General features: G+C 27.1%; 1 protein-coding gene and 1 pseudogene. Both read right to left on the reverse strand.

Annotated elements, in window-relative coordinates; genetic code table 11:
• Positions 1-371 (reverse strand): annotated as a pseudogene (locus Q0370_RS10405) (hypothetical protein); the annotation flags it as partial.
• A 10-nt stretch (positions 372-381) separates the two neighbouring features.
• Positions 382-1,378, reverse strand: a 997-nt coding sequence (locus tag Q0370_RS10410) for a CHAP domain-containing protein (protein WP_367270890.1), incomplete at its 5' end; no start/stop codon positions are given.

The following is a 1,378-nucleotide window of genomic DNA, read 5'->3' on the forward strand; positions in this document are numbered from 1 at the left end:
TTATAACCCAAGCTATCCAATTTATTTTCTAATTTTAAAAGTATACTCGATGTTTTTTCAAAAAATTCATTATTATTTTTATTATCATCAAAATATTCTCTATATTTTTTAAAAATGTCATTATCATATTTTTCTAATATATAATTTTTACTTTTTCGAGCTTTAATAATAATGTCAATAATTCTTTTAAGTGATACGCTCATTGTCTTATCATTCATTTTTTTATTATCAAAACTTACTTTTTTCAATATTTTTTGTGGTTTTTTTTCTGTATTTTCCTTATATTTAACATTATTAAACAAGTTTTCATTATTTTTTCCACAACATGAAATCAAAGTCAGTACTATTATTTTAATCAATAATTTTATCATTTTATCTCCTTTATCCTACGGTACCTGTATTTTGTGAATCTGTAATTATTGGCAATTCTCGTTCTTCTGGTTTTACTATATAACTTTTAGGCTTCATAAAATAATCAATTCTACTTGGCTCAAAAGCAGTTTTATTAATTTCATTGTTTTGATTTCCACCTAAAAATACATACATTCCATTTTTTCTTTTTCCAACTAATATAGCTACATGGCTATATCCATTTCGAAATTTAAAAATTCCTATAGCTCCTACAAAAGGTTGTGTTTTTTCTCCTTCAAACCAACCTCTTTTTGGCAATCCTGGTCTTGGTGCAACTCCCCAGTCATAACCTCCAACAGAAGGATTTGATGAGTTTTTATATCCCGATGTTTTTATGCAGTATGTTATAAATGCTGCACACCATGCAACTTTAGTAGGATTTTTATCTGTACCAAAATTTGCCATAGAAAAATATGTTTTCTGTATTCTGCTGTATAAACTTTTACTTGATTCTTTTTGTCCTCTATATTTTTTCATTTCTTCTTCCGCAATTTTTATCCATGGTGCTCTTTCTCCAATTTCTTTATGCGGACAATTATTTATTTTACATACATTAGTTTCTTGTTTTTTTTGCGGAACATTTTGAATAATTTGTTTTTGTTCTTTTATATTTTTATTCAAATTGTTGTTTGAATTTTGAGTTTGTTCTATTGAAGGAATTATTTTATTCATTATTGTTGTATTTTTATTATTTTCATTTTGAATTACCGAATTATTTCTCTTTGTATCTACCTTAACCTCCTTTTCAGAACTATTATCAGTTTTTTTTTGTATATTTTTTTGTGCAACATTATTAGAATTTACATTTATCCTACTCGGCGAACTATGAGTCTCATCCCACACCCCTTGACTAAACGGACACACTGCTACACTTTTTCCGTTTTTTCTTATGGCATTTAACACATCTCCCGCAGTTGGAGCGTGTTTTATAGATGTATAAAGCATTTTCCCTATTCCAATCCAGTTT

This window comes from uncultured Leptotrichia sp. (assembly GCF_938036635.1).
GTDB classification, from domain to species: Bacteria; Fusobacteriota; Fusobacteriia; order Fusobacteriales; family Leptotrichiaceae; genus Leptotrichia; species Leptotrichia hongkongensis.